The organism is Streptomyces smyrnaeus (assembly GCF_017676345.1).
Lineage (GTDB): Bacteria > Actinomycetota > Actinomycetes > Streptomycetales > Streptomycetaceae > Streptomyces > Streptomyces smyrnaeus.
The window spans coordinates 23,290-43,907 of the sequence record NZ_JAFFZM010000020.1 but is presented as its reverse complement, the minus strand read 5'-3'; the positions used below and the strand labels follow the sequence as shown (position 1 = coordinate 43,907).

20 protein-coding genes are annotated in these 20,618 nt (G+C 70.1%); 14 read left to right on the top strand and 6 right to left on the bottom strand.

Translation table 11 applies throughout. The annotated features are described in order from the left end of the window. The first annotated feature begins 25 nt into the window (after positions 1-25). Positions 26-1,021: a hypothetical protein gene (locus tag JW613_RS27885; protein ID WP_209213644.1), complete on the top strand. Its 996-nt coding sequence runs from the start codon at positions 26-28 to the stop codon at positions 1,019-1,021. 200 nt (positions 1,022-1,221) lie between these two features. Beyond that, entirely contained in the window at positions 1,222-3,558 is a 2,337-nt protein-coding gene (locus tag JW613_RS27880; RefSeq protein WP_209213643.1) for a HelD family protein, read from the top strand. 293 nt (positions 3,559-3,851) lie between these two features. On the opposite strand, the gene JW613_RS27875 is transcribed toward JW613_RS27880, so the two are convergent. Beyond that, complete coding sequence (locus tag JW613_RS27875; RefSeq protein WP_019354305.1) at positions 3,852-4,058, bottom strand: cold-shock protein; 207 nt, start codon at positions 4,056-4,058, stop codon at positions 3,852-3,854. A 264-nt stretch (positions 4,059-4,322) separates the two neighbouring features. On the opposite strand from JW613_RS27875, the gene JW613_RS27870 reads away from it, so the two are divergent. Together JW613_RS27870 and JW613_RS27865 are read left to right on the top strand one after the other, a co-directional pair. Further along, positions 4,323-5,762, top strand: a complete 1,440-nt coding sequence (locus tag JW613_RS27870; protein ID WP_209213642.1) for an NAD-dependent malic enzyme — start codon at positions 4,323-4,325, stop codon at positions 5,760-5,762. A 365-nt stretch (positions 5,763-6,127) separates the two neighbouring features. Further along, entirely contained in the window at positions 6,128-6,409 is a 282-nt protein-coding gene (locus tag JW613_RS27865; RefSeq protein ID WP_099881396.1) for an HU family DNA-binding protein, read from the top strand. A gap of 153 nt (positions 6,410-6,562) precedes the next feature. Here the strand turns inward: JW613_RS27865 and JW613_RS27860 are convergent, their stop codons facing one another. Together JW613_RS27860 and JW613_RS27855 are read right to left on the bottom strand one after the other, a co-directional pair. Further along, positions 6,563-7,222 (bottom strand): HAD family hydrolase, encoded by a 660-nt coding sequence (locus tag JW613_RS27860; protein ID WP_245226403.1) that lies wholly within the window; start codon positions 7,220-7,222, stop codon positions 6,563-6,565. Between the two features lie 114 nt (positions 7,223-7,336). Then, entirely contained in the window at positions 7,337-8,080 is a 744-nt protein-coding gene (locus tag JW613_RS27855) for a GntR family transcriptional regulator (protein WP_209213641.1), read from the bottom strand. Between the two features lie 269 nt (positions 8,081-8,349). Between JW613_RS27855 and JW613_RS27850 the strand changes: the two genes are divergently transcribed. Genes JW613_RS27850 through sph form a run of 5 tightly spaced genes read left to right on the top strand, consistent with a single transcriptional unit; the run spans position 8,350 to position 13,475 of the window. Then, positions 8,350-9,513 (top strand): ABC transporter substrate-binding protein, encoded by a 1,164-nt coding sequence (locus tag JW613_RS27850; protein ID WP_372448009.1) that lies wholly within the window; start codon positions 8,350-8,352, stop codon positions 9,511-9,513. Next, on the top strand, positions 9,513-10,460 hold the full coding sequence (locus JW613_RS27845; protein WP_209213640.1) for an ABC transporter permease: 948 nt from the start codon (positions 9,513-9,515) through the stop codon (positions 10,458-10,460). Before JW613_RS27850 ends, JW613_RS27845 begins: the two co-directional genes overlap by 1 nt. Next, on the top strand, positions 10,448-11,365 hold the full coding sequence (locus tag JW613_RS27840; RefSeq protein ID WP_372448008.1) for an ABC transporter permease: 918 nt from the start codon (positions 10,448-10,450) through the stop codon (positions 11,363-11,365). Before JW613_RS27845 ends, JW613_RS27840 begins: the two co-directional genes overlap by 13 nt. After that, a complete protein-coding gene (locus JW613_RS27835) occupies positions 11,362-12,468 on the top strand; it encodes an ABC transporter ATP-binding protein (RefSeq protein WP_245226402.1) in 1,107 nt (368 codons plus the stop codon). Before JW613_RS27840 ends, JW613_RS27835 begins: the two co-directional genes overlap by 4 nt. Continuing rightward, positions 12,465-13,475 carry a sphingomyelin phosphodiesterase gene (gene sph / locus JW613_RS27830; RefSeq protein ID WP_209213639.1) on the top strand — a complete coding sequence of 337 codons (1,011 nt, stop codon included), beginning with the start codon at positions 12,465-12,467 and terminating at the stop codon, positions 13,473-13,475. The genes JW613_RS27835 and sph overlap by 4 nt, the downstream gene beginning before the upstream one ends. Positions 13,476-13,662: 187 nt before the next feature. Here the strand turns inward: sph and murA are convergent, their stop codons facing one another. After that, entirely contained in the window at positions 13,663-14,991 is a 1,329-nt protein-coding gene (gene murA, locus JW613_RS27825) for a UDP-N-acetylglucosamine 1-carboxyvinyltransferase (RefSeq protein ID WP_099881387.1), read from the bottom strand. Positions 14,992-15,329: 338 nt separating this feature from the next. Here murA and JW613_RS27820 point away from each other — a divergent pair, with 338 nt between their 5' ends. The 4 genes from JW613_RS27820 to JW613_RS27805 all read left to right on the top strand — a co-directional run bounded on the left by JW613_RS27820 (position 15,330) and on the right by JW613_RS27805 (position 18,680). After that, positions 15,330-16,241 (top strand): YqgE/AlgH family protein, encoded by a 912-nt coding sequence (locus JW613_RS27820; protein WP_209213638.1) that lies wholly within the window; start codon positions 15,330-15,332, stop codon positions 16,239-16,241. 172 nt (positions 16,242-16,413) lie between these two features. Then, a complete protein-coding gene (locus tag JW613_RS27815; RefSeq protein WP_099881383.1) occupies positions 16,414-16,710 on the top strand; it encodes a DUF3039 domain-containing protein in 297 nt (98 codons plus the stop codon). A gap of 243 nt (positions 16,711-16,953) precedes the next feature. Continuing rightward, positions 16,954-17,649, top strand: coding sequence for a hypothetical protein (locus JW613_RS27810; protein WP_209213637.1), 696 nt, complete (start codon positions 16,954-16,956; stop codon positions 17,647-17,649). Positions 17,650-17,693: 44 nt separating this feature from the next. After that, positions 17,694-18,680 carry a hypothetical protein gene (locus tag JW613_RS27805; protein WP_245226401.1) on the top strand — a complete coding sequence of 329 codons (987 nt, stop codon included), beginning with the start codon at positions 17,694-17,696 and terminating at the stop codon, positions 18,678-18,680. On the opposite strand, the gene JW613_RS27800 is transcribed toward JW613_RS27805, so the two are convergent. Further along, positions 18,673-19,101, bottom strand: coding sequence for a thiol-disulfide oxidoreductase DCC family protein (locus tag JW613_RS27800; RefSeq protein WP_209213636.1), 429 nt, complete (start codon positions 19,099-19,101; stop codon positions 18,673-18,675). The genes JW613_RS27805 and JW613_RS27800 overlap by 8 nt on opposite strands. Then, positions 19,049-19,654 carry a phenolic acid decarboxylase gene (locus tag JW613_RS36470; protein ID WP_209213635.1) on the bottom strand — a complete coding sequence of 202 codons (606 nt, stop codon included), beginning with the start codon at positions 19,652-19,654 and terminating at the stop codon, positions 19,049-19,051. The genes JW613_RS27800 and JW613_RS36470 overlap by 53 nt, the downstream gene beginning before the upstream one ends. A 119-nt stretch (positions 19,655-19,773) precedes the next feature. Here JW613_RS36470 and JW613_RS27790 point away from each other — a divergent pair, with 119 nt between their 5' ends. After that, on the top strand, positions 19,774-20,340 hold the full coding sequence (locus JW613_RS27790; RefSeq protein ID WP_209213634.1) for a MarR family winged helix-turn-helix transcriptional regulator: 567 nt from the start codon (positions 19,774-19,776) through the stop codon (positions 20,338-20,340). The last annotated feature ends 278 nt before the right edge of the window (positions 20,341-20,618 follow it).

Below are 20,618 nucleotides of genomic sequence, written 5' to 3'. Positions count from 1 at the left end.
TGCTTCTGTTGCGATATGGAAGAGTATGAACAAGCCAGGTTTTCCTGTGCTTTGTGACGGGGTAGTCAAAGAGGGGAGTGCGCGAGAGATTCTCGGTGATGATGAGGTCGAGAGTCTCAGTAATGATGGAGGAGTGTCGGTAGATTCGGGCGGCTATTTGGCAAATTGCGAAGCGAGAGAGAAGGGGAAGACTCGTTACGCCACATTTTCCATTGGGACCGCTGATTCCTCCTCGAAAATCGTGCAGCAGACCCTCCACGATGATCTGTTCGGTACAGCCGCCTCAGCCCCGTTGGGTGCGGGCTGGCCGGGTACGTTGACGATGCAGGGTCGTATAACTGCTGACGCAACGATAGTACTCAAGTGCGGGCCCGGGCGGCCTGACTACCTGCTTGTGGATACAAAGTTGCAGCTCTCCAGCATCGATACGAGTTTTTCCAGTGACGAGGAGCGGCTCGGACTGGCGCGGGCTGCCGCAGCCGTGAGCAAGGAAGCGAACGAGAAGTGGGAATGTGGCGCTGACCTGGGCCGGCCGATTCGCCACGCTCCTGCTGATATGACGAAGGATGCGCCCCAGCCACTGTCCGAGGCGACCGGGACATGCCGCAGCATGCGGCAGCTTGCTCCGGCCGCCAAGAAGTGGGGCATCACGCGGGCTATTGGTACCGAAGCGGTCGAGGAGGCTCCGACTCAGGACTGTCTTCTTGTCAACGACGAGGGGAAAAAGGTCTACCGGTTGTCGACCTTGAGCGGCCCGCTCGCCCAGGGCTATCGGTCTTCAAGCGGCGTTCTGGGCGAGGTGAACGGGAAGGCGGGCAGGTCCGAACAGAGCTCCGGTTGGGCCTGGGCCAGTGCCAAGTGCCCTGAGGGGCAACCGTCGGCGTTGTTCACCGCCGCCAGCATGCGTATCGGCGACGAGGACCGCCTCGAGGTGAGCCCCGCGTTCGAACGGGACCTCCTGAAGGCGTTCGGGTCGGACATGGCCGCGCTGCACGGGTGCGAGAAGCCGACTCTCCCCTGAGGGCTGGATGAGGAGCCCAGCCGTTCTTGGGGGTGGAGCCCTCGCGTGAGGCAGTAGCACCCATTGCCTCGTCGGCGGTCCTCCGCGAGGGGTCACCAGGGCGCCGCACCAGCGCAGTGCCCCCCGTCCGCACGTCTCCGCGATGCGGAATCGCGTACGGTTGACGGCTGCCCTAAGGAACGCAGAAGGGGGCCGCCGCGTTGAACGCGCAGCACAGAGCGGAGCCAGAAACCATCCGTGACCGCGAGGTCGACGCGGAGCAACAGCATCTCGACCGGGTGTACCGGAGGCTGGAGGAGAAGATCCATGAGGCGGAGTTCCTCATGGACGACGCCTCCAAGCGCGCCCAGGTGGGCACACCTGGCGCGCTCGCCGAGCGCGATGCGCAGGTTTTCCGGGCCGGGATTCATCTCAATCGGCTCAACAGCGAGTTCGAGGACTTCCTCTTCGGCCGGATCGATCTGCTGGAGGGCAAGACGGGCGAGCGCGGGCCGGACGGGGCCTACACCTCGGTGGAGCCGGCGGAGGGGGCCGTCCGGGAGGAGGGCGGCGAGCAGCTGGCCGATATCGCCGAGACGCTGCACATCGGGCGGCTCGGCGTGCTGGACGCCGACTACGCGCCGCTGGTCATCGACTGGCGTGCCCCGGCTGCGGCGCCCTTCTACCGTTCCACTCCGGTGGCCCCCGGACGGGTCGTGCGGCGTCGGGTCATCCGCAGCAAGGGGCGGCGGGTGCTGAGCGTCGAGGACGATCTGCTGCGTCCCGAGCTGAAGGCCCGGCTGGCGGGGGAGGAGCTGGCCGTGGTCGGGGACGGGGCGTTGATGGCGGCGCTCGGGCAGGCCCGCAGCCATACGATGCGGGACATCGTCGCCTCCATCCAGGCCGAGCAGGACGAGGTGATCCGCGCCCCCGCCGCCTCCGTCACCGAGGTGGAGGGCGGCCCGGGGACGGGGAAGACCGCGGTGGCCCTGCACCGTGCCGCGTATCTGCTCTACCAGGACCGGCGGCGCTACGCGGGCGGAATCCTGATCGTCTCGCCGACCCCGCTGCTGGTCTCCTACACCGAAGGTGTGCTGCCCTCGCTGGGGGAGGAAGGGCAGGTGGCCATCCGGGCGCTCGGCTCGCTGGCCGAGGAGACCACGGGCGCGGAGGCGACGACGTACGACGAGCAGAGTGTCGCCCGCGTCAAGGGCTCGGTGCGGATGGTGAAGGTGCTGCGCAAGGCGGCCCGTGGGGCGCTGGAGCTGGGGTTGCGTACCCCGGTGCCGCAGCGGTTGCGCGTGGTCGCCTTCGGGGCCCGTGTGGAGCTGGACGCGGACGAGCTGACAGCCGTGCGGCAGCAGGTTCTCGGCGGTACGGCGCCGGTCAACCTGATGCGTCCCCGGGCCCGGAAGCTGCTGCTGGACGCGCTGTGGGAGAAGGCCGGGGCGCGTCGCCGGTACGACGACGAGGAGCTGGCAGCCGAGGCCCGGCAGGGGTTCGACGAGGACATCGCGGGCGAGGACGACTTCCGCACCTTTCTCGACGCGTGGTGGCCGGAGCTCACCCCGCGCCAGGTGCTGGGCGCCATGGCGGACGAGGGGCGGCTGGCGCGCTGGTCGCGGCGCGTGCTGCGGCCCGGTGAGGCCCGCACGCTGGCGCGCGCCCTCGCCGCGCGCCTCACCCCGCAGGGCGAGGGGCCGCTGTCGGTGCACGACATCGCGCTCCTGGACGAGCTGCGCACCCTGCTGGGTGCGCCCGCGCGCCCGAAGAAGCGGGAAGTGGACCCGTTGGACCAGCTCACCGGGTTGGAGGAGCTGACCACCGCCGCGGACCGGGACGGCGCGGGACGGCGGGAGCGGGTGGCCGAGCGGCACCCGCAGGAACGTACGGAGTACGCGCACGTCATCGTCGACGAGGCGCAGGATCTGACGCCCATGCAGTGGCGGATGGTCGGCCGACGCGGGCGGCACGCCACCTGGACCGTCGTCGGCGACCCCGCGCAGTCCTCCTGGACCGACCCCGACGAGGCCGCGGCGGCACGGGACGAGGCGCTCGGGAAGCGGCCCCGGCGCCGCTTCGAGTTGACGGTCAACTACCGCAACCCGGCCGAGTTGGCCGTTCTCGCCGACCGGGTGCTCGCGCTGGCCATGCCCGGCGTCGCGCCGCCCCGCGCGGTTCGCTCCACCGGCGTCGAGCCCGGATTCACCGTGGCGGGCGACGACCTGGGCGCCTCGGTGCGGGAGAGCGCCGCCCGGCTCCTGGCGGAGGTCGAGGGGACGGTGGGCGTGGTGGTGGCCATGCGGCGGCGGGAGGAGGTGCGCGAGTGGCTCGCGGGACTGGGGGAGCGGGTCGTGGCGCTCGGCAGCCTGGAGGCCAAGGGTCTGGAGTACGACGCCGCGCTCGTCGTCTCGCCCGCGGAGATCGCGGACGAGTCGCCGGCCGGGCTGCGGGTGCTGTACGTCGCCTTGACGCGGGCGACGCAGCGACTGCAGGTGCTGAGCGCTCCCGCCGACCTCCCCGACGCCGAGGGCGTCCCCGACCTGCTGCGGGACTGACCGCGACCGAGCGGGACCGAGGGGCGGGACCGCGGGGACCGACGGGGCGAAGAGGCCCGGGAAGCGGTCCGGCAACGGGGTCCGGCAACGGGGAATCAGGGGCGCGGGGCGTTTGTTAGCCTGGGTGTGGCACCGGCCCGATCCATGCCCCCGGGCCCAACCATAGGCGCTTCGAGCGCCCACTTGCCGCGAGGCGAGCTGGCGGGTCGGTGTCGCTTACACGTCATCAGAGGGCTCCCGTTGAAGCCGATGGGAGCCCTCTTTTCACTGTGCGGTCCGGGGTGTCGGCGGGGTCAGCCGACCACGCGGACGCCGTCGGCCTGCGGGCCCTTGCGGCCCTGGGTGATCTCGAATTCGACGCGCTGTGCGTCTTCCAGGCTGCGGTATCCCTCACTGTCGATCGAGCTGTAGTGCACGAAGACGTCCGGCCCGCCGCCTTCCTGTGCGATGAAGCCGTAGCCCTTCTCGGCGTTGAACCACTTGACCGTGCCCTGAGCCATGTTGCGGGTCTCCTGTGATGCAGAGGCAGTGTGCGGGGTGATCTTAAGTCGCTTTCGTGCTGTTTCAGGGGAATTGAGGCCGTTTTCTTACGGGTGACAATCTCTCGGATAGTGGAATACGCTTTCCGAAAGTGCGGGCGCGTTACCACGTACCGGGGGGTAGGTGGGACGATCTGTTGACGTGGCGCGTTGTGGGCCGTAAGAACTGCGGCCACGCGCGCGCACGTGCACAACGTGACAAGGGAAAGCAGAGGGAAGTCGGCAATGGCGCCAAGCGTCTCCTACTCGATGACGGTCCGCCTGGAGGTCCCCGCAGGCGGGACGGCGGTCAGTCAGCTCACCACGGTCGTGGAGTCGTCTGGCGGCTCGGTGACGGGCCTCGACGTGACGGCGTCGGGCCACGAGAGGCTGCGGATCGACGTGACGATCGCGGCCAGCTCCACGGCGCACGCCGACGAGATCGTGGCCCAGCTGCGCACCGTCGAAGGCGTCACCATCGGCAAGGTCTCGGACCGGACCTTCCTGATGCACCTCGGCGGCAAGATCGAGATGTCCGCCAAACACCCCATTCGCAATCGCGACGACCTGTCGATGATCTACACCCCGGGCGTGGCCCGCGTGTGCACGCAGATCGCCGAACACCCCGAGGACGCGCGCCGTCTGACGATCAAGCGGAACAGCGTCGCCGTCGTCACCGACGGCTCCGCCGTGCTGGGCCTGGGCAACATCGGCCCGCAGGCGGCGCTGCCCGTCATGGAGGGCAAGGCGGCCCTCTTCAAGCGCTTCGCCGGGATCGACGCCTGGCCGATCTGCCTGGACACCCAGGACACCGACACCATCGTGGAGGTCGTCAAGGCGCTGGCGCCCGGCTTCGCCGGTATCAACCTGGAGGACATCTCCGCGCCCCGCTGCTTCGAGATCGAGGCGCGGCTGCGGGAGGCCGTCGACATCCCCGTCTTCCACGACGACCAGCACGGAACCGCCATCGTCGTGCTCGCCGCGCTCTACAACGCGCTGCGCGTCGTGGACAAGCGCATCGAGGACGTGCGCGTCGTGATGTCGGGGGCCGGCGCCGCCGGTACGGCCATCCTGAAACTGCTGCTGGAGGCCGGCGTCAAGCACGCCGTCGTCGCCGACATCCACGGTGTCGTCCACGCGGGTCGCAAGGACCTCGCGGACGCCGAGGAGGGCTCGCCGATGCGCTGGGTCGCCGACAACACCAACCCCGAGGGCCACACCGGCACCCTCAAGGAGGTCGTGGTCGGGGCCGATGTCTTCATCGGCGTCTCCGCGCCCAACGTCCTGGACGGCAGCGACATCGCCAAGATGGCGGAGGGCGCCATCGTGTTCGCGCTCGCCAATCCGGACCCCGAGGTCGATCCGGCCGCGGCCCGCGAGTCGGCGTCGGTGGTGGCCACCGGGCGCTCCGACTTCCCGAACCAGATCAACAACGTGCTCGTCTTCCCCGGCGTCTTCCGCGGCCTCCTGGACGCGCAGTCGCGCACCGTGGACGACGCGATGATGCTGGCCGCCGCGCGGGCGCTCGCCGATGTGGTCGGCGAGGACGAGCTCAACCCGAACTACATCATCCCCAGCGTCTTCAACGAGAAGGTCTCCGGCGCCGTCGCCGGTGCCGTCCGCAACGCCGCCCTCGCCGAGGGCGAGGGCAAGGCCGCCACCAAGGACCCGGCCGCCCAAGCGTGAGGGGCCACGCCCCGCCCAAGCGCAGCAGGGGGCGCGGGAGCGGTGTCCCCGGCGAGTCGGGTGGGGGTTCACTCGGGCGGGCCCTCTAGTGTTGCGGGCAGCACCGCGCGAGGACGCCGGATGACGCCGGATTGGCTTTACCGCCGCAGGTAGGGGCAGGATGCATCCCCAAGGACTTGATCCGAGGGGGAGACCCCGATCCGGACCTTGTCCAGGGGATATCCCCACGGGGCGCGCGGGCCCGAAGGCGGACCCGGGTCCGGGGACTGTCGGAGGGCCCTGGCAGCATCGGCTTCGCTGTGTCTGATATGCGGCTCTGCCGCGTGGCACGCCTCATCGGCAAGAAGAACACGGGAGTACGAATTATGAACCGCAGTGAGCTGGTGGCCGCTCTGTCCGAGCGTGCCGAGGTGACCCGTAAGGACGCCGACGCGATCCTGTCGGCGTTCGCCGAGACCGTCGGCGAGGTCGTCGCCAAGGGCGACGAGAAGGTCACCATCCCCGGCTTCCTCACCTTCGAGCGCACCCACCGGGCGGCGCGCAGCGCGCGCAACCCGCAGACCGGCGACCCGATCCAGATCCCGGCCGGGTACAGCGTCAAGGTTTCGGCGGGCTCCAAGCTCAAGGAAGCGGCGAAGGGCAAGTAAGCCCAGGAGACCTGAAGCCCAGGCCACCTGCAGCCCAGGACATCCGAAGCTCAGGAACCTGAAGCTCTGAAGCAAAGGGCGGCCCCCCACGGGGGGCCGCCCTTTTCGCGCGTACGCGGTGGTCGAAGCCGGGCGCTGCCGGCGGTCGCCGAGCTAGGCGCTGTCGGCGCCGAGGGCGCCGAAGGAGAGCGGCAGCGCCTTCAGGTCGACCTCGCGCAGCGAGGCCAGCAGGAGGGTGCCAGGGGCCTCCTCGATGCCGTCCACGGTGGGCACGGCGATCACCCGGCAGCCCGCGGCGCGTGCCGAGGCGGCGCCGGTGGGGGTGTCCTCCAGGGCCAGGCACGCCGCCGCGGGGACGCCCAGCCGGTCGGCGGCGGCCAGGTACGGGTCCGGATGCGGCTTGCCCAGCGGCGTTTCACCGTGGGCGACCGAGCAGGTGAAGCGGTGCGGCCCCAGGGTGGCCAGCACCAGATCGGCGATCGGCCGCTCGGACGCCGTGACAAGTGCCACAGGGACGCCCAGCAGCCGGGCGTCGTCGAGCAGCGCCAGCGCTCCGGGCTGCACCGTCACCCCGGCTCGCACCCGTGCCGTGAAGGACGCGTCCAGCCGCGCCCGGGCCGTCTCGGCGGCCAGCCCGGTGCGGCGCGCGACCAGCTGGGCCGCGCCGTCCAGCGGCAGCCCAGCGAAGGGCGCGAGGGCGGCCTCGTCGGCGGGTGCTCCGTGCTCGGCCAGCAGGTCGGCGAGGGAGGCCAGCCAGTCACGCTCGGTGTCCACGAGGGTGCCGTCCATGTCGCAGAGCAGGGCCGCGGGCATCGAGGGGGCGCCTTGCGGCCGGGTGCCGGTCGAGGCGGCGGGGCGGGGCGGGGGAGTGGGCAATGCGGGCTCGCACTTTCGTCGGTGGGTGGATGCTGCCGGGACGGTGGCTGGTCACGCGCGGGTGCGTGCCAGCGGGTTGGTCTGGGTGGAGTTGCGGACGGTGAAGACGACGGAGCCGGGGCGGTAGCGGTCGTCCGAGGTCTCCACCGGGCGGCCGTCGGCCGTGGTGGTCGTCCGGCGTACGCGCAGCAGCGGGCTGCCCCGGCGCACCCCCAGGTGCTCGGCGTCGGCGGTGCCCGCCGCCACCGCGTCGATGTGGTGCTCGCCGTGTGCGAAGACCAGCCCGGTGTCGTCGTAGAGCCGCTGGGTGACCGACTCGCAGTCGGCCGGCAGCGCCTCCACGGCGGTGCCGATCCACTCCGCGTAGACGGTGCGCTCCAGCAGCACGGGCTCCTCGTCCAGCGTGCGCACCCGCAGCACCCGCAGCACCGGCGACCCGTGCCGCACCTGCAGCAGTCCGGCCTCCTCGGCGCGGGCGGTCTCCCAGCCTGCGGCGACCACAAGCCCGCCCGCCGTCCGGCCGCCCGCGCGGGCCCACTGGGCGAAGCTGCGCAGCTCGGTGAAGCTCTGGCTGGGGGTCGTGGACAGGACGACGCGGCGGGCGCCCTGGCGGGAGCCGATCAGACCCTCGGCGAGCAGCGCGGCGACGGCCTGCCGCACGGTGCCCCGGGAGGCGCCGTGCGCGGTGGCGAGTTCGGCCTCGGAGGGGAGAGTGGCTCCGACCGGATAACGCCCGTCGGCGATGGCGCGGCGCAGCTCGTCGGCGATCCGCTCGTGGCGGGCGGGCTCGGGCATGGGGCGGCTCCTCGAAGTGCTGCGCTTACGGCTGCGCGGGCTCGCCCGATCATGCCATCTGTGCGCAGTGCTGTGCACATTCGATGGGTGGGACAGATGCGTATAACCGCTGTTCGCAGGCCTAAACCTGTTCGCAAATAACGCTTTGAGCTGGGGGTTTGATAGCGTCACGGGCTTTGCGTCGAGGGGTGGGTGCTGTTAGCTTGCCCTGGCTCAATGAATCGAGCTTGTCCATACAGGTGACGGGCGCGAACCCCAGGAGTAGACACGTGAAGGCAGACCATCACAGCCGTAGGAGCCGCCGCCGGAGCCGCCTGTTGGCCGCCGCAGCAGCGGCCGTCACCCTCTCCGCCGTCGCCACCGGCTGCGGTTCCGCACCGGCGCAGGGCTCCGACAGCAAGGCCGCCAAGGCGCGCTCGGCCGCGGACCTGGGCGGTATGGACAAGCTGGTGGAGGCGGCGAAGAAGGAGGGCGAGCTGAACGTCTACGCACTCGCCCCCACCTGGGCCAACTACGGCCAGATGATCAAGGCCTTCGAGAAGAAGTACGGCATCGAGGTCCACAACGAGGACCCCGGCGGCAGCAGCCAGGGCGCACTGAACGCCGCGGCCAAGCGCAAGGGCCAGGACCGCGCCGTCGACGCCCTCGACCTGGGCACCGCCTTCATGCAGCAGGCCAAGGCCAAGAAGCTGCTGGCGCCCTACAAGGTCAAGGGCTGGGAGGCGATACCGAAGTCGCAGAAGCAGCCCGACGGCTCCTTCATGAACAACTACGGCGGCTACATCTCCATCGGCTGCGACGCCAAGGCCGTCAAGGAGTGCCCGAACAGCTTCAAGGACCTGCTGAAGCCGCAGTACAAGAACAAGGTCGCCCTCAACGGCAACCCGAACGAGTCCTCCTCGGCCTTCTCCTCCGTCATCGCCGCCTCGCTCGCCAACGGCGGCAGCTTCGACGACGTCCAGCCCGGCCTCGACTTCTTCAAGAAGCTGAAGAAGGCCGGCAACTATGTGCCCGTCGAGTCCACCAAGGCCACCATCCAAAAGGGCGAGACGCCCATCTCCATCGACTGGGACTACCTCAACCTCGGCTACGGCGAGGAGCTCAAGTCCAAGGGCGTCGACTGGCAGGTCAACGTCCCCGAGGACGGCCAGTACTCGCAGTACTACAACCAGGGCGTCAACAAGTACGCCCCGCACCCGGCCGCGGCACGGCTGTGGTTGGAGTTCCTCTACAGCCCCGAGGGCCAGAACATCTGGCTCAAGGGCTACTCGCGGCCCGCGCTGCTGGAGAAGATGACCAAGGACGGCACCGTCGACAAGAAGGCCGCCGCCAAGCTCCCCGAGGTCGACGGCGCGCCGAAGTTCCCGACCCCCGCACAGGAGGCCAAGGCGCAGAAGGCCATCAGCCAGGGCTGGGGCGCGGCGGTCAGCTGATGGCTGCGACGACCCCCGCCCCGGCCCGAAGCGGCGCCGCCGACGCGGAGCAGCCGCCGGCCCCCTCGCCCACGACCCCGGCGAAGCGCCGCGCGCGCGGCGGCGGCGCGCGCCGGTGGCGCTGGCCCGCCGTCGTACCGTTCTTCGCCTTCATGGCCGTCTGCTTCGGGCTGCCCGCCTGCACCCTGGCCTACAACGCGTTCACCGTCGTCGACCCGTCCACCGGCACCAGCCACTACAGCCTGGACAACGTGCGGCACTCGCTGTCCGGTGCCTACGCCACCGGGCTGGCGGGCAGTGTGAAACTCTCGCTGCTCAGCGCGGTGCTGGCCACCGTGCTGGGCACCGTCATCGGCCAGGCGCTGCTGGGCGCGGGCAACAGCGCCCTGCGCAAGGCCGTCATCTCGGCCTCCGGCGTCTTCGCCAACTTCAGCGGCGCCCCGCTGGCCTTCGCCTTCATCGCCACCCTCGGCACCACCGGCACCGTCACCCGGCTGCTGCACCTCAAGAGCACCGGGTTCAGCCTCTACACCTTCACCGGACTGGTGCTGGCCTACCTCTACTTCATGGTGCCGCTGATGGTCGTCACCATCCTGCCCGCGCTGGACGGTGTGCGTACCCAGTGGCGGGAGGCCGCCGCGTCCTGCGGGGCGACCAAGGCACAGTTCTGGCGGCACGTGGGGCTGCCGGTGCTGATGCCCTCACTGCTGGGCGGCGCCGTGCTGATGTTCGGCACCGCCTTCGCCTCGCACGCCACCGCCGCCGTGATGACCGGCAGTTCGGTACCACTGATCACCATCCAGATCGCCAACGCCCTGTCCGGCAACGTACTGGTCGGCCAGGAGAACCTGGCGCTCGCCATGAGCCTCAACATGGTGGTGATCGCGCTGCTCGTGATGGCCGTACAGATCCCGCTGCAACGACGGAGCAACCGATGGCTGGGATGACCGCCACTCCCCGCACCCGCACCGCGACTCCCCGCCAGCCCGGGCGCCCGCTGCGCAGCCGCCCGTACGGCAGCGTCCTCGTCCTGCTGCTGGCCGCGCTCTACTTCCTCGTCCCCGTCGCCGCCTCGTTGTGGTTCACCGTCGACGACCCCGGCAAGGGGCTCACCTTCGGCGCGTACGCCAAGGGCCTGCGCGACGGCGGCATGGCCACCAGCCTCGGCCTGTCGGTACGGCTCGGCCTGGCGACCGTGGCACTCGGCCTGCTGCTGATGGTGCCCACCATGGTCGTCGTCACGCTGCGGCTGCCCAAGCTGCGCCGGGTGGTCGAGGTGCTGTGCATGGTGCCGCTCATCATGCCGCCGATCGCGCTCGTGGCCGGGGTCAGCACGGTGCTCTCCTGGGAGGACGACCTGCGGACCACCCCGCTGTGGGGCACCTTCCAGGCGCTGCACGACAAGAACTTCCCGCTCGTCCTCGTCCTCGTCTACACCGTCATGTCGCTGCCGTTCCTCTACCGTTCGCTGGACGGGGGACTGCGCGCCGTCGATCTGAAGACGCTGGTGGAAGCCTCACGCAGCCTCGGCGCCTCGCGGCCGGGCACACTGTGCCGCGTCGTGGTGCCCAACCTGCGGCCCGCCATCGTCAGCGGCGCGGTGCTCAGCCTGGCCATGGTGCTGGGCGAGTTCACCGTGGCGAACGTGCTCGGGTTCGAACCGTTCTCCGTGTGGATGGTGCACGTCGGCGAGTACGAGGCCCAGCTGTCCGTCGCCGCCGCCATGCTCAGCCTGCTCATCACCTGGGGCCTGCTGCTCCTGCTCACCAACCTCGCCGGCGGGCGCAACCGCAACCGCAATCGCGACCGCGACCGGAACCGGACCGGCAACCGGAGGAGAACGACCGTATGACCACCACCGCCACCACCGTGCAGCAGGCGACACCGGCCTCGCCCGGCGCGGGCGGCGTCGGCCTGCGGCTGCGCGGGCTGCGGCGCTCCTTCGGCGCCACGACCGCGCTCGACGGACTCGACCTGGACATCGCCCCCGGCGAACTCGTCGCCCTGCTCGGCCCGTCCGGCTGCGGCAAGACCACGGCGCTGCGCATCATCGCCGGCTTCGAGACCGCGGACACGGGCGAACTGCTCATCGGCGACGAGGACGTGACCGCCGTACCCGCCAACCGGCGCGACATCGGCATGGTCTTCCAGTCCTACAGCCTCTTCCCCACCATGACGGCCGCCGAGAACGTCGCCTACGGGCTGCGCGTACGCAAAGTCTCCAAGGCCGAGCGCGCCGCACGCGCCGAGGAGTTGCTGGAGCTGGTGGGGCTGCCGGGGCGCGAGAAGCACTATCCGCACCAGCTCTCCGGCGGTCAGCAGCAGCGTGTCGCCCTCGCCCGCGCGCTGGCCATCCGGCCCCGGATGCTGCTGCTGGACGAGCCGCTGTCCGCGCTCGACGCCAAGGTGCGGCTCCAACTGCGCGAGGAGATCCGCCGCCTCCAGCTGGAGCTGGGCATCACCACCGTCTTCGTCACCCACGACCAGGAGGAGGCACTGTCGATGGCCGACCGCGTCGCCGTGATGAAGGACGGCCGGCTGGAGCAGTGCGCCGCGCCGAACGAGCTGTACGAACGGCCGACGACGCCCTTCGTCGCCGAGTTCGTCGGCACGATGAACCGCCTCCCCGGCGTCGTACGCGACGGCGGCACCGTCGAGGTGCTGGGACGCCGGCTGCCGGTGCACGGGGAGTGCCCCGGCACCGGGCGAACGGTGGAGGTACTCCTGCGCCCCGAGGGACTGAAAGTGCGCACCGGTACGGACGCGGACGGCGAGGCGGCGACCGTCCGGGTCGCCACCTTCCTCGGCAGCACCACCCGCCTCCTGCTGACCACCGACTCGGGCGCCGAGGCCAAGGCCGACCTGCCCAGTTGGGAAGCCGACGCCCTCACACCGGGCGCACGCTGCACCCTCACCCCGCACGAGAAGCCCGTGCTGGTGGAGGAGGCCGCGTGACCACCGACCGACGCACCGTACTCGGCGCCGCCGCGGCGGCAACCGCTCTGGCCGCCACCGCCGCTCTGCTCGGGGCCGCCCCGGCGGGAGCCGCGACAGCAGCGGCTCAGCAGCAGCCCGGGGACACCCCCCGGCTCCAGGTGCTCACCTACAACACCTTCCTGTTCAGCAAGAACCTCTACCCCAACTGGGGACAGGACCATCGCGCGCGGACCATCCCCGAGGCGGACTTCTTCCAGGGCAAGGACGTGGTCGTCCTCCAAGAAGCGTTCGACAACTCCTCGGCCGACGCGCTGAAGCAGCACGCCGCCGACAGCTACCCGCACCAGACACCGGTGGTGGGCCGCAGCAGGAGCGGCTGGGACGCCACGGGCGGCGCGTACTCGGGCCTCACCCCCGAGGACGGCGGAGTCACCCTGCTCAGCAAGTGGCCCATCGTGCACCGGGAGCAGTACGTGTACGCGGACGCGTGCGGCTCCGACAAGTTCTCCAACAAGGGCTTCGTCTACGCGGTGCTGGACGTGAACGGCACCCGGGTGCACATCGTGGGAACCCACACCCAGGCCACCGACTCCGCGTGCGCCGAAGGCGGGAACGGCGGTGGCAGAGCCGTCCGCGCGAAGCAGTTCAAGGCGATCGACGCCTTCCTGGACGCCAAGCACATCCCGGCCGACGAACAGGTCATGGTGGCCGGGGACCTGAACGTCGACCGGCACGGCGACGAGTACGCCTCGATGCTGTCCGACGCCGGAGTCGTACCCGCCGACGCACGCACGGGCCACCCCCACTCCTTCGACACGCGGGAGAACTCCATCGCCGCCGACCGCTACCCGCAGGCCCCGAGCGAGGACCTCGACCACGTCCTGCACCGCAGCGGACACGTACGCCCCGACAGCTGGACGAACCACGTGGTCAAGGAGCAGACCGAGCCCTGGACGGTCTCCAGCTGGGGCAAGGAGTACACCTACGACAACCTGTCGGACCACTACCCGGTGACGGCGGGCTGACGGCCCCGCCCACCGGGACGCGGCCCGGCATGCCGAAGCCCCCGGCGCACACACCGGTGACGACCGGTGCGCCGGGGGCTTTGTGCGGCACAGCCCCCGAACCGGCCGGCGGGCGGGCCGGAACAGCCGCTGAACCGACCGGCCGGGAACAGCCGAAACCGCCGAACAGTCGAAGAGTCGAAACCGCCTAGGGGCGGTCGACCTTGGCGCCCAGTTCGACCAGCTTCTGCTGGAAGTTCTCGTAGCCGCGGTTGATCAGGTCGATGCCGTGCACCCGCGAGGTGCCCTGCGCGGCCAGCGCGGCGATCAGATACGAGAAGCCGCCGCGCAGGTCCGGAATGACCAGGTCGCTGCCCTGGAGCTTCGTCGGCCCGGAAACCACCGCCGAGTGCAGGAAGTTGCGCTGGCCGAAGCGGCACGGCATCCCGCCCAGGCACTCGCGGTACAGCTGGATGTGCGCGCCCATCTGGTTGAGCGCCGAGGTGAAGCCCAGGCGCGACTCGTACACCGTCTCGTGCACGATCGACAGCCCCGACGCCTGGGTCAGCGCCACCACCAGCGGCTGCTGCCAGTCCGTCTGGAAGCCGGGGTGGACGTCCGTCTCCAGCGCGATGGCGTTCAGCGGGCCGCCCGGGTGCCAGAAGCGGATGCCCTCGTCACCGATCTCGAAGGCGCCGCCCACCTTCCGGAAGGTGTTGAGGAAGGCGATCATCGACTTCTGCTCGGCACCGCGCACGAACACGCTGCCCTCGGTCGCCAGCGCCGCGCTCGCCCAGGAGGCCGCCTCCAGCCGGTCGGGCAGGGCGCGGTGGGTGTAGCCGCCCAGCTTGTCGACGCCCGTGATCCGGATGGTCCGGTCGGTGTCCATCGAGATGATCGCGCCCATCTTCTGCAGCACGCAGATCAGGTCCTCGATCTCCGGCTCGACCGCCGCGTTCGACAGCTCGGTGACACCGTCCGCCAGCACCGCCGTCAGCAGCACCTGCTCCGTGGAGCCGACCGACGGGTACGGCAGCCGGATCTTGGTGCCGCGCAGCCGCTGCGGGGCCTCCAGATACTGCCCGTCGGCGCGCTTCTCGATCGTCGCGCCGAACTTGCGCAGCACGTCGAAGTGGAAGTCCACCGGACGACCGCCGATGTCGCAGCCGCCCAGACCCGGGATGAAGGCGTGCCCCAGCCGGTGCAGCAGCGGACCGCAGAACAGGATCGGGATGCGGGAGGAGCCCGCGTGCGCGTCGATGTCCGCGACGTTGGCGCTCTCCACGTGGGAGGGGTCGAGCACCAGCTCGCCGGACTCGTCCCCGGTGCGGACCGTCACACCGTGCAGCTGGAGCAGCCCACGGACGACCCGGACATCCCGGATGTCAGGCACGTTGCGCAGTCGGCTCGGTTCACTGCCCAGCAGCGCGGCGACCATGGCCTTGGGAACGAGGTTCTTCGCACCCCGGACACGGAGCTCGCCCTCGAGCGGGGCGCCACCGTGGACGAGGAGTACGTCGGCTGGGCTGTCGGTCATGGATCTCCGCGATTCCGCGAGACGGGATGGGACAACAGGCAAGCGTAATGGCCTCGTCCGGTGCGGACCCAAGTCCGAGGGGGGCCGGGGACTGTCACAGGTCAGCAATAACACGTAGGGTGATTTGCCCGTTACCTGCCGTACTGCGAAACCGGTGGCTGTCGTGCCGCGCAACGGTGCGCGGCGTCAGGGTGGGGCGCGGGCGGGGCGTGGACGGGGCGTGCACGGGGTGCGATGGGGCGCGGGTGAGGCGGGGCTGAGGCGTGGGGCGGGCCCGGTGGGGGCCCCGATCCGGCCATTGGGTCCCGCAAACGGCGCAGGTGCGGGATCATTGCCGTATGACCGAGGTGTCCTCGCTCACCGGACGACTGCTCGTCGCCACACCGGTGCTGGCCGATCCGAACTTCGACCGCGCGGTGGTGCTCCTCCTCGACCATGACGAGGAGGGCTCACTGGGCGTGGTCCTCAACCGTCCCACCCCGGTGGACGTCAGCGACATCCTGGAGCCGTGGGCCGCGCTCACCGGCGAGCCCGGAGTCGTCTTCCAGGGCGGCCCCGTCTCGCTGGACGCCGCGCTGGGCGTCGCCGTGGTCCCCTCCGGCAGAGGCGACCGCACCGACGGCGGCCCCGGCCGCGCGGTCGACGGCGGCCCGGGCGCCGCGTCGGACGAGAAGAGAGCCCCCACGGCGGACAGCGCGCAGCCCCCGGGCAAGCAGGCGGAAGAGCCCGGCGGACGGCCGGTGGACCGGCCGGACGCCACGCGTGGCCCGGCGGAGAACGCCCCCGGGCCCGGTGGCCCCGCCACCGGGCGCGGCAGCGCCACCGGCAAGCGGGAGACCGCAGGTGAGAGCGCTTCCGGTGGCGATACGGAGGGCGCCGACACCGCCGAGGCGGACCCCGGAGCCGCCGCCGGAATCGGCCCCGAGGCCGACACCGACACCGTCCTGGACACGGACGGCCCCCTCGGCTGGCGCCGGGTGCACGGCGCCATCGGCCTCGTCGACCTGGAGGCACCGCCCGAACTGCTCGCCGCCGAGCTCGGCTCGCTGCGGATCTTCGCCGGATACGCGGGCTGGGGCCCGGGACAGCTGGAGAAGGAGCTGTCGGAGGGCGCGTGGTACGTGGTCGAGTCGGAGCCCGGCGATGTCTCGTCCCCGGCCCCCGAGCGCCTGTGGCGGTCCGTACTGCGCAGACAGCGCAGCGAGTTGGCGCTGGTGGCGACGTACCCGGACGACCCGTCGCTGAACTGAGGCCCGTACCGACCGGGGCCAGCCGGAAGGCCGTCCCCCGAGGCCACGGAGACCGTCCCCGGGGGAGCCAGGAAGCGGAGCCGAACACGGGTCCGCGCAAGGCTCCCGACGGGTGACGCGGGCCACGGCCCATGCCTGACGTGTTCCGGTCGCATGAGTACCCTTGGACTGCATGAGCACTCTTGAGCCCGAGCGCGGGGCGGGCACCGGCACACTCGTCGAACCGACCCCGCAGACGTCGCACGGTGATGGCGATCACGAGCGGTTCGCCCACTATGTCCAGAAGGACAAGATCATGGCGAGCGCGATGGACGGGACGCCCGTCGTCGCGCTCTGCGGGAAGGTCTGGGTCCCGGGTCGCGACCCGAAGAAGTACCCGGTCTGCCCGATGTGCAAGGAGATCTACGAGACCATGGGTCCCGGCGGGGACAAGAACGGCAAGGACGGCAAGGGCGGCGACAAGAAGTAGCCCGCCCACGCGTTCTCGCTCCGCGCCCCCGCGCTCACGCGTCACGCGCGTACCGCAAACCGCCGCTTCGCCCGTACTCCGTACGGGCGAAGCGGCGGTTTTGTCTTCGCCCCGCCCTTCCCCTGCCCTTTCTTCGGACGGTTCTCCTCCACTTTTTCCGCTCCTGAAGTCGCTGGGTGGGGAGTTGGCGCCGCTGCTACCGTCAGGTGCACGACAGTCACCTGATGCAACAGGGAGCCAGCTGTGCACCTCACCCGCCCCGCCGTCTCGTTGGCCGCCGCCACCGCTGCCGCCGCGCTGCTTCTCGCCGGGTGCGGCGGGGGCGACGACGGCGACTCGAAGAGCGACAAGATCGAGGGCGCGGATTCTTCGAAGGACAAGTCCCCGAGCCCGAAGAAGAATGAGGGCACCCAGGAGAAGGAGCCCGACTTCCGCACCAGCGACATCGAACTGCCCGATGACGTGAAGCTCGTCTTCGACTGGGACCAGCCCTCCGACCCCGACAAGGCCGCCGCCTTGGACGGAGCCGCGGACTATATGAGGGTGGTCCGGCACGGCATGGTGAAGGACCGCCCCAAAGATCCGCTGATCGCTGCCCACACAGTGCCGCTTCAGGACGCGCAGGATTACGCCACCTACATGATGGAGCAGCACGCCAAGAAGAATTACACCGTTACCGGCTCTGAGCGCTTCTACAAGGAGCAGGTCGGGGACGCGGTGGATGGGAAGCTCGTTGAGGTGGCGTTCTGCTCCGACCAGCGAAAGATCTTCAGTAAGCAGATCAAGACTGGGAAGGTCATCCGAAACACTGGTGCGCCTGAAGAGAACTTTCTCCGCTTCAGTGTAGTGATGCAGAAGCCTTCCGAAGGCGGTGCGCCGTGGAAAGCCCGGTCTGTGGATGTCACGGAGAAGGCGGTGAAGCAATGCAAAGAGCAGTAATCAGGGCGGCGGTGTTGGCAGGGGCTGCAGCCACGGTGCTCGGTTTGGAAGCGCCGTACGCCTACGCAGGCTTCGACGCCGACCAGGGCGGCGACAAGGAGGGCCAGAACTACAGCGCTAACGCAGGAGTGGTCCACTACTCCGGCAGCGGTTCCGCCGGGGGCAAAGGTGGGGGTGGCAATCTGTCCGTGCCGGTGGGGAACTGGTCGCCGCCGCCGTGTTGGTACGCACCCACGTATACGCCGAAGGAGCTCAAGGAGAAGGTTGACGCGTCGCCGTACTCGTTGACCGGGCGAGCTCCCAACAACGGTCCTCACAAGCAGGAGATGGACCAGGACATCCGGCACATGTACTCGGAGGGCGAGTACAAGGACTTCAACCTGGATAAGCAGGGTGAGGGGAAGTTCTGGGCGGCGGTGCCGAATCCGAATGAGAAGGACGCGGCGAAGCGGGAGTCGTGTACGAGGTTGCCGTTCTGGGTGAAGAACGGTGAGCGGCCGGACGACGTGGAGAACGCGATCAGTCCGCAGATCCTCTCGAAGTTGGCGTATGCGCAGATCACGGTGCCCGAGACGCGGGTGGAGCTGAATCCGAAGGACAAGCAGACGGTCAATCTGCCCACCTGGGTGTGGCTGGACAAGGGGCGGTACAGGCCGCTGTCGGTGAAGGCGTCCGTGGATCTCGGCGGGGGAGAGGAGATCTGGGCGCGGACGACGGTGACGCCCGACTCCCTCAAGCTGGACCCGGGGACGGAGGACGCGACGGTGCACCCGGAGTCAGGTGAGTGCGCGATCAAGGGTGACGGCAGCATCGGTTCCCCGTACAAGAAGGGGAGCGGGAAGAAGGCGCCGCCGTGCGGGGTGACGTATTTGCGGGCGACCCAGGGCGGCGGGACGTACACCTTGAGCTCCACGCTGACGTGGAAGGCGTCGTGGGAAGGCAGTGACGGCGCCGGCGAGAACGATCTGCCCACCGGCGAGTTCGGCGGTCAGCAGGACGTGACGGTCCAGGAGATCCAGTCCATCAACTAGTCGGGCCCTCACCAGGGTCGCCGGATCGGGTGACGGCGCACGCCGCCGTACCGCCCGGCAGGCGGTGGCGGTTGGCGGCGACGAGGCGATAGCCCATGTGGGCGGCCCAGCGAAAGGGCGGCAGGGTCAGTACGGCGCCGGCCACGGGCCAGGCGCCGCCCGCGCTGAGCAGGGCTTTCGCGAGGGCCTGGGCGCCGCCGTACACCGTTCCGGTCGGCGTCACCCACAGCACCTCGTGTTCGGCGCGCTCGCGCGTGATGCCGAGCGCGGCGAGTTCGGTGCGGTCGAGGAACTGCCAGGGCTCGCTCACGCACCGGGGCCGCACGTGCCGTTCGCCGAAGCGCACCGCGGTGGTGCAGAAGCCGCAGTCACCGTCGTAGACGAGTACCGGTAGAGGTCGGTTCGTCACCGGAGGCGTCATGGGGAAAGAGTCCCACGCCGTCTCGGTCGGTGCGGTCGGCCCAGCCGGTGGGGAGGTCGCCGGGGGCCACCGCGATGACGGACTCGTCGTCGGTGCCGACGTACTCGAAAAGGGTGATCCGGGCGAATTCCGGGACGACGTGGAGCGGGTAGGTGGGGCCCTGATCGCGGTAGGCCCGCATCTCGTCCAGGTGGTCGTTCTGGTAGCAGACGGTGCGTTCGCCGTGCTCCTCCACCCAGCGGGGGAAGAAGATCGTGCCGTGCAGCCGCCGCTTGCCCGGCAGCACATTGACGGTGACGGAGGTGCCGGTCGGCTCCGTCCAGGCGACCTTGTAGCTGTCCTCGTCGAGTTGGACGAGGTCGACGTGCTGGTCCTTGACCCAGCGGCCACCGACCATCCCGGAGTGGATGCGGTAGTCGATGGTGCGGTCGTTCTTCACATACATCTCGTACTGCCAGCCGTTGGCGTAGGTGTAGATGAAGCGGTGTCCGACGATGCCGCTCAGGTCCTGCGGGGGGACGGGGGCGGTCGCCGTGGTGGCGGCCGTGGTCATGAGCTGCCTCCTTCTGCTTCGTGTGTGTTGGGCAAGGTGCCCGCCCCCTCGGCTGGGGGACTAGTTTCATTTTGCAGCAAAATAGTTTTGCCGCAAAATCCATGGTCCATACTGGGATCATGGACACCGCCACCCGTATCGGCCGGCTCATCGGACCCCTGCGCCGCGCCGTGCTGCGCACCCGCCGTATCGAGGGCCTGCCCGACCTGCCGGAGGCCCAGATCGAACTGCTGCGCAGCCTTGCCGAGGACGGACCGTGCACGCCGCGCGAGGTCGCCGGACGACTGCGGATCGCGCCCTCCACGGTCAGCAACCTGGTCCGCGCGATGACGGCGTCCGGGCTGGTGGAGCGGACGCCGTCCGCCACCGATCTGCGGACGGTGCGGCTGGCCGCCTCCCCCAAGGCGCTGGACATGCTCGGCCGCTACGACCGGGTGAGTACCGGTGCCCTCCGCCGCGCCCTGGACGAGCTCGGTCCGGAGCGCCGCGAGGTGCTGGAGCGCGCGCTTCCCGTGTTCGCGGAGCTGCTGACGGTGCTGGAGGCGCAGTCGCAGCCCGGGGCGGCTTCGGTGGGGTCGCCCGGGGAGCCGGTGCGGGGCACCGGGCAGGAGCCGGTGCGGGAGACCGGGCAGGAGCCGGGGCGCGAGAACGGGCAGGAATCCGGGCAGGAGTCCGGCGCCGTGTAAGGCGCCGTTCGCGCGGTGTTTCCCGTCCGCGCAACGTTTCCCCGTTCGCGGCCCGAAGTACGCAACGATCTTCCGGCAATGCGCAACAGGCATGCATTCCTGCCGTGAGCTGCGGACTCGTAGGCTCATGCCCCGTGCCAGGAGTGGCGGTGACCGCCAGCTCGGCGGCCCCCTCACCGGTGCACGGGTTGATCCCCGCACGGGCTGACGCGTCATGCCCTTTGTCATGTACGCGGATTGTGGTCGCCGTCGCATTCTCCGCCGACGCAGCGACAAGG